Annotated in this window: 7 protein-coding genes; 4 read left to right on the top strand and 3 right to left on the bottom strand. The window is 74.8% G+C overall.

Annotated elements, in window-relative coordinates; translation table 11 throughout:
• Both R7226_RS30605 and R7226_RS30600 read right to left on the bottom strand, forming a co-directional pair.
• On the bottom strand, positions 1-791 hold a 791-nt coding region (locus tag R7226_RS30605; RefSeq protein WP_318601321.1), incomplete at its 3' end, for an SDR family oxidoreductase.
• An 86-nt stretch (positions 792-877) separates the two neighbouring features.
• Complete coding sequence (locus tag R7226_RS30600) at positions 878-2,335, bottom strand: amidase (protein ID WP_318601319.1); 1,458 nt, start codon at positions 2,333-2,335, stop codon at positions 878-880.
• A 139-nt stretch (positions 2,336-2,474) separates the two neighbouring features.
• On the opposite strand from R7226_RS30600, the gene R7226_RS30595 reads away from it, so the two are divergent.
• Entirely contained in the window at positions 2,475-3,122 is a 648-nt protein-coding gene (locus R7226_RS30595) for a TetR/AcrR family transcriptional regulator (protein ID WP_318601318.1), read from the top strand.
• Positions 3,123-3,446: 324 nt separating this feature from the next.
• Here the strand turns inward: R7226_RS30595 and R7226_RS30590 are convergent, their stop codons facing one another.
• Entirely contained in the window at positions 3,447-3,773 is a 327-nt protein-coding gene (locus R7226_RS30590; protein WP_318601317.1) for a hypothetical protein, read from the bottom strand.
• Positions 3,774-3,955: 182 nt separating this feature from the next.
• Between R7226_RS30590 and R7226_RS30585 the strand changes: the two genes are divergently transcribed.
• From R7226_RS30585 to R7226_RS30575, 3 genes are all read left to right on the top strand, one after another.
• Positions 3,956-4,537 (top strand): TetR/AcrR family transcriptional regulator, encoded by a 582-nt coding sequence (locus tag R7226_RS30585; protein WP_318601315.1) that lies wholly within the window; start codon positions 3,956-3,958, stop codon positions 4,535-4,537.
• Positions 4,534-6,048, top strand: coding sequence for an MFS transporter (locus R7226_RS30580; protein WP_318601314.1), 1,515 nt, complete (start codon positions 4,534-4,536; stop codon positions 6,046-6,048). Before R7226_RS30585 ends, R7226_RS30580 begins: the two co-directional genes overlap by 4 nt.
• A gap of 37 nt (positions 6,049-6,085) precedes the next feature.
• Positions 6,086-6,417: SRPBCC family protein (locus R7226_RS30575; RefSeq protein ID WP_318601312.1), on the top strand; the 332-nt coding region annotated here is incomplete at its 3' end.

The raw sequence follows: 6,417 nt of genomic DNA, 5'->3' as shown, positions 1-6,417 counted from the left end.
CGACCCGACTTGTCGCCCGCCAACCAGGCGGCGAAGTCGGCGCCGCCGGCCGCCGCGCCGGGCGCGCACAGGCCGCCGGAGCGCAGCGCACGGCCGAGCCGCGGCGGCAGCGGCGCGGGCAGCTTCAGCAGCCGCCGCCCGGGATGCGCGGCGCGCCACGCCTCGCCCAGCTCGGCGAGCGTCTGCACGCGCGGTCCGCCGACGTCGGGCAGGCGCCCGGCCGGCCCGGCATGAACGGCCTCGGCGAGCCGCGCGGCGACGACGCCCGGGTCGATCGGCTGCACGAGCGCCTTGCCGCCGAGCTGCACGCGCCCGCGCGCGGCGGCGCTGAAGAGGCCGTCGACGAGCTGGTGGAACTGGGTCGCGCGCAGCAGGCTCCACGGCACCGGCCCGCCGGCCACGACCTGCTCCTGCGCGATCTTCGCGCGGTAGTAGCCGAGCGGCACGCGATCGCAGCCGACGATCGAGATCGCGACATGGTGCGTGACGCCGGCCGCCGCGGCGGCGTCGAGCAGCCGCTGCTCGCCGTCGACCAGCACCGCTCTGCCGCCGCGCGGATCGTTGGCCGCCGCGACGACCGCCTCCGCGCCGGTGAGCGCGGCCGCCAGGCCCTCACCGCTGCTGAGGTCGGCGGCGCGGTGCTCGGCGCCGGCCTCCAGCAGCGGCGCGGCGGCGCTGCCGGCCGCCGGCGCGCTGCGGCTGACGAGCCGCACCGTGTCGCCGCGCGCGATCAGCTCGGCCGCGACCAGCCGCCCGAGCACTCCGGTCCCTCCGATCACCGCTACGTTCATCGTGTCGTCTCCTTCCGCGTTCTCGTCGTCGTTCCGCGGATGAGACGACGCAGCCTAGCGAGCTGTGACACGCGCTCCCGCGCAGTTCACGCGACGACGCGCAAGGCGCTCGAGGAGGCGCCGACCGGCGGCTGCAGCTCCGCCCATCCCTCGACCGCCTCCAGCTGCGTGGCGAGCGCGAACAGCAGCGGCTCGGAGCCGTCGCGGCCGAGCAGCTGCGCGCCGACCGGGAGGCCCTCGTCGGTCAGCCCCGCGGGGACGTTGACCGCCGGCCAGCCGAGCACGTTCCACGGCCACGCGTACGGGCAGGCGGCGACCATCACCTTGTCGGTCGCCCAGCCGCCGAGGCCGTCGATCGCGCCGATCGCCGGCGGCGGCGTCGCGGTCGTCGGCGCCAGCACGACGTCGAAGTCGCGGAAGATCCGCCCGACCTGCCGCCGCAGCGGCCGCTCCAGCGCCCGCGCCGCGCCCAGCAGCGGCCGCAGCCGGCGGCCGACCGCGATCGCGTGGCGGGTGCGCTCGTCGAGCCGTTCGGGCTGCTCGACGCGGTCGTCGGCCCAGACGCCGAGGCCGTTCATCGCGCGCGGGATGAAGCTGGCGCCGATCAGCCCGTAGGTGGGGTCAGCGATCTCGACGTCGTGGCCGAGGTCGGCGAGCACGCCCGCGATCCACAGCACGCGCGAGCGGACCGCGGCGTCGAGCCGCGCCGGCGCCGCGCTGAACGGGATCCGCAGCGAGAGCGCGATCCGCAGCCTGCCGGGATCGCGCTGGGCGGCGCGCACGTACGGCTCGCCCGGCGCCGGCGGCCGGTGCAGGTCGCCGGGGCGGCTGCCGGCGAGCACGTCGAGCAGCAGCGCGGCGTCGAGCGTGGTGCGCGCGAGCGGGCCGATGCACGTGAGGCCGTGGAACGGGTCGTGCTCGGGCCATGGGGAGATCCGTCCGCGCTGCGGCTTGACGCCGACGAGATGCGTCCAGGCGGCCGGGATGCGGACCGAGCCGGCGCCGTCGGAGCCGACCGCGACCGGCACGAGACCGGCGGCGACGGCGGCCGCTGAGCCGCCCGAGGAGCCGCCGGGCGTGTGCCCGGGCGCCCACGGGTTGCGCGTCGCGCCGAAGGCCGGGCCCTCGGTGAACGGCCACTGGCCCAGCTCCGGCGTCGTCGTCTTGCCGACGATGATCGCGCCGGCGGCGCGCAGCCGGCGCGCGACCTCGCCGTCGGCGGTGCGCGGCGCGAAGTCGCCGTCGCAGCCGAACGGGGTCGCCTCGCCCGCGAGGTCCATGTCGTCCTTGATCGCGACCGGGACGCCCAGCAGCGGCAGCGACTCGCCGTGCCGCCGCGCGCAGTCGATCGCGTCGGCTTCGCGCAGGGCGGCGTCGTGGCGCACGCAGCGGAAGGCGTTCAGGAGCGGTTGCGTCGCATCGATCCGCGCGAGCGACAGCTCGACCAGCTCGCGTGCGGACACATCGCCGGCCGCGACCAGCGCGGCGAGCGTCCCGGCACCGGCGAAGGCCAGTGCGTCGGTTGTCGTCCCGGGTGCGTCCACGCTGCTCCTCCACGGATCGAGGGCGATGCGGCGGCGGTCGCGGCAGCTGCACGCCGCTTGCGCCGTCGGTCTCGTTCGTTCGAACGAACGATACGCCACGCCGTCTATGCTTCGCCACATCGAGCCCCCTGCGACACCCGTGCGCGCGGACGCGGCGCGCAGACCGGGCGCGCCGGCGTCAGCATCCGTCTCCGCCACGCGCGAGCGGATCCTCCACGCGACGCTGCACGTGATCGCCGCCGACGGCATCGGCGCCGTCACCAACCGCCGTGTCGCGACCGAGGCCGGCGTCGCGCTCGGCTCCCTGACCTACCACTTCCGCAGCCAGACGGAGCTGCTGCGCGACAGCCTGCTGCGCTACGTCGAGGAGGAGGTCGCCCGCCTCGGCGCGATCGCCGAGCAGCTGCGCGCGATCGAGCCGACCCCTGAGCAGGTCGCCGCCGCCGTCGAGCAGCTGCTCGACAACGATCCGACGCGGCCCGGCGAGGTCGCCGAGCTGGAGCTGCACCTGCAGGCGTCGCGCGACCCGGCGCTGCACGAGGCGTCGGGGCGCTGCTTCGCCGCCTATGAGGATTTCGGGACGGCCGTGCTGGAGGCGCTCGGCGTGCCCGACCCTGCGCGTCACGCGCAGTCGGTCGTGGCGTTGATGATCGGGCTGACGATGCGCCGGCTCGGCACCGGCGCCCAGGACGCGCACGGCACCGCCGCCGCGCTGATGACGATCGTCCGCGGGGCACAGGCCGAGGCGGCGGACGCGGCCGGCGCCGGCGCGACGGGCGGCACCTGACGCACCGCGGTGATCCGCGGCGGAGCCTTTAAATGGGTCGGGGCCCGTTCGCCGCACCCGGCAAACGAGCCCCGCCACCACCAGCGGCCACCACAGCCACGAGAAGAAGGGGATCGGGCTGGGAGTCGGCGTGCCCCCCCGGGTGCACCGACTCCCAGCCCTTGTGTTCTAAGGAGGAGAGATTTAGAACGACAGGGATGATGCGGGACGTCAAGGGATCTGTTGTTGGCCCGATGGCGAAGGTTTTCCTCCACCCGTTCGCCCGCGTTAGAGGACGGCGACCGCCACATCTGTGCGGTCGAGCACAGAAGCTGCGCGCCGTACCTACCCCGCCACACCGCACTGCGTGCAGACGGTCGCGAGCCGCTCCATCGCACTGTCGGGCCGGTCGGGCAGGGCGTCGAGCGCGGCGGCCGCGGCCTGCACGTCCTCGATCGTCGCCGCGCGCGCTTCGAGCGCGAAGCGGCCCAGCCAGCGCACCGCGGCGCGCTCGTAGCCGTCGTGCTCGCGCATCAGCAGACAGATGCGCAGCGCGTCCTGAAGGCTGATGCGCGGCATCGCCGCCGCGAGCGTCCGGATGCGGGAGAGGTCACCGGCGTCGAGCGCCTGGCGGAAGATCACGTAGGGAGGAGTGCCGGTTCCAGAAGTCACGAACGTATGTTCGCACTGGGCGCTACAACCTACGGGTGGAAAAACTCCACCGCCATACGGGGAAGTCCCATGTGTGACGGGCAAAACGACACGGTTGTGACCAACCAACGCGCGCCCGAAGACCTCGCAACAACCACGCCCCACATGAAACACTTTTGTTTCATCTGCTACCTTCACGTCCCATGCCGGACGAGACACAGCTCTTCGACGCCGTCGCTCGCGTCCTCGCGCGCCAGCCGGGCTCCTCGATGCAGGAGATCGCCGGCGCCGCCGGCATCAGCCGCACGACGCTGCACCGCGCCTTCGGCGACCGCGAGACGCTCGTCGAGCGGCTCAGCCGGCACGTGCTCGCGGAGTGCGAGCGCGCCTTCGACGCCGCCGGGATCGACGATCGCCCGGTGCTGGAGGCGTTCGACCGCCTGCTCGACGACGCGCTCGCGCTCGCGAAGGGCTTCGCCCTGCTGTTCGCCGAGCCGTACGTGTACCGCGTGCCGGCGCTCGTCGAGGAGATCCAGCTCCAGGACGATCGCCTCACCCGCTTCTTCGAGCGCGGACAGACGGCCGGCGCCTTCCGTCCCGACCTGCCGCCGCGCTGGCTGACCTACTCGGTCGGCGCGCAGCTCGAGGCGATCTGGTGGACGATCGAGGACGGCCACGTCGGCGCGCGTGAGGCGGGACGCCTGCTGCGCGCGACGATCCTCGGCGGCATCGCCGCTCGGGGCTCGACCGAGCCGCCGGCCGGCGGCACCTGGACGCGACCATGAGCCCGCGCCTGCCCGCCTCCGCGGGCCGCTGGACGGTGCTCGCGGTCGTCTGCGCGGCGATCCTCGTCGTCGTCATCGACGTGACCGTGCTGCACGTCGCGGCCCCCGCGATGACCGAGGATCTGCAGCCCTCGGCCGTCGGCCTGCTGTGGATCATCGACGTCTACCCGCTCGTCGTCGCGCCGCTGCTGGTCGCCTCCGGCGCGCTCGGCGACCGCTTCGGCCGCAAGCGCCTGCTGCTCGCCGGCCTCGCCGTCTTCGGCGCCGCCTCCGCGCTCGCCGCCTTCGCGCCGAGCGCGGCCGTCCTGATCGCCGCGCGCGCGATCATGGGCGTCGGCGGCGCCTTCATCCTGCCGGCCTCGATGTCGATCGTGCGCGACGCCTTCGAAGACCGCGACGAGCGCCGCACCGCCGTCGGCATCTGGAGCGCGACGATGGCCGGCGGCGCCGCCCTCGGCCCGCTCGTCGGCGGCTTCCTCGTCGAGCACTGGTGGTGGGGCGCGGTCTTCCTGATCAACGTCCCCGTCGTGCTGATCGTGCTGCCGCTCGGACTGAAGCTGCTGCCGGAGAGCAAGGCGCAGGTCCCGCCGCCGTGGGACACGCTCGCGGTCGTGCTCGCCGGCGTCGGCATCCTCGCGCTCGCGTTCGGACTGAAGGAGGGGGCGCGCCACGGCTTTGCGAACCCGCTCCCGCTCGCCACGCTGCTGCTCGCGATCGCGGCGCTGAGCACCTTCACGCGCCGCCAGCTGTCGCGCAGCGAGCCGCTGCTCGACGTGCGCCTCTTCTCCGACCGCGCCTTCAGCGTCGCGACCGGCTGCGTGATGCTGTCGATGTTCGGCCTCGTCGGGCTGGAGCTGTTCTTCGCCCAGTACCTCCAGCTCGTGCTCGGACTGGAGCCGCTGGCGGCGAGCGTGCGGCTGCTGCCGCTGATGCTCGCGAGCCTCGCCGGCGGCCTGCTGGCGGCACCGCTGCTGCGCCGCCTCGGCACGCGCACGACGATCACCGGCGGGCTGCTGCTGACGACCATCGCGCTGGTGCCGCTGCTGGCGCTCGGGCTCGACGACCAGGTGCTGCTGCTGTCGCTGCCGTTCGTCGCGTTGGGCTTCGGCCTCGAGGTCGCGCTGGTGGCGGCCAACGACGTGATCATCTCCGCCGTTCCGGCCGACCGCGCCGGCAACGCCGCCTCGATCGAGGAGACCGCCTACGAGCTGGGCGGCGGCCTCGGCGTCGCCGTGCTCGGCTCGATCCTCACGGCCGTCTACAGCGACGCGCTCGGCGCGGTGCCGGGCGTCGGCGACGCGCAACTGCACGATGCGGGCGAGTCGCTCGGCCGCGCCGTCGAGGTCGCCTCCGGGCTGCCCAGCGCGGTCGGCGACGCGCTCGTCGCGGCGGCGCAGGACGCCTTCATGAGCGGTCTGCACGTCGTGCTGCTCGTCAGCATCGGCCTGCTCGGCGCCAGCGCGCTGCTCGCCGCGATCGTGCTGCGGGCGCGCGCGCTGGCGCGCACGTAGAGCGGCGGCGACCACCCGACCCGTCATCGTCCCGCGCGTGGAAGTCCGCGCCGCCCGCACGATCGCCGCCGCACCCGAGGAGATCTTCGCCTTCCTCGCCGAGCCCGACCGCCACTGGCAGCTGCTCGGCCGCCGGCTGGAGCCGCTGCGCGCCTATGACGGCGAGCGCTCGCAGGTCCGCCTGCGCGGCCCCCTCGGGATCCGCCGCACGCTCTGGATCCGACTCGCCGTCGAGCGCCCGCCGCACGAGCTGGTCGGCCGCGTCGAGGCCGGCGGCGGCGCGACGATCGGGACCGTGCGGTGGGTGGTCGAGCCGGCCGCGGCCGACGGCACGCCCGCGCCGGGTGCCGCGGGGGAGCGCGCCGCCGC

The organism is Conexibacter stalactiti (genome assembly GCF_033542075.1).
In the GTDB taxonomy this organism is placed as follows: Bacteria; Actinomycetota; Thermoleophilia; order Solirubrobacterales; family Solirubrobacteraceae; genus Conexibacter; species Conexibacter stalactiti.
This window is presented reverse-complemented; position numbering and strand designations above follow the sequence as displayed.

Excerpts from the sequence above, each read along its gene's own strand:
- R7226_RS30580 (WP_318601314.1), top strand. The coding sequence starts at position 4,534 with ATGAGCCCGCGCCTGCCCGCCTCCGCGGGCCGCTGGACGGTGCTCGCG.
- R7226_RS30585 (WP_318601315.1), top strand. The coding sequence starts at position 3,956 with ATGCCGGACGAGACACAGCTCTTCGACGCCGTCGCTCGCGTCCTCGCG.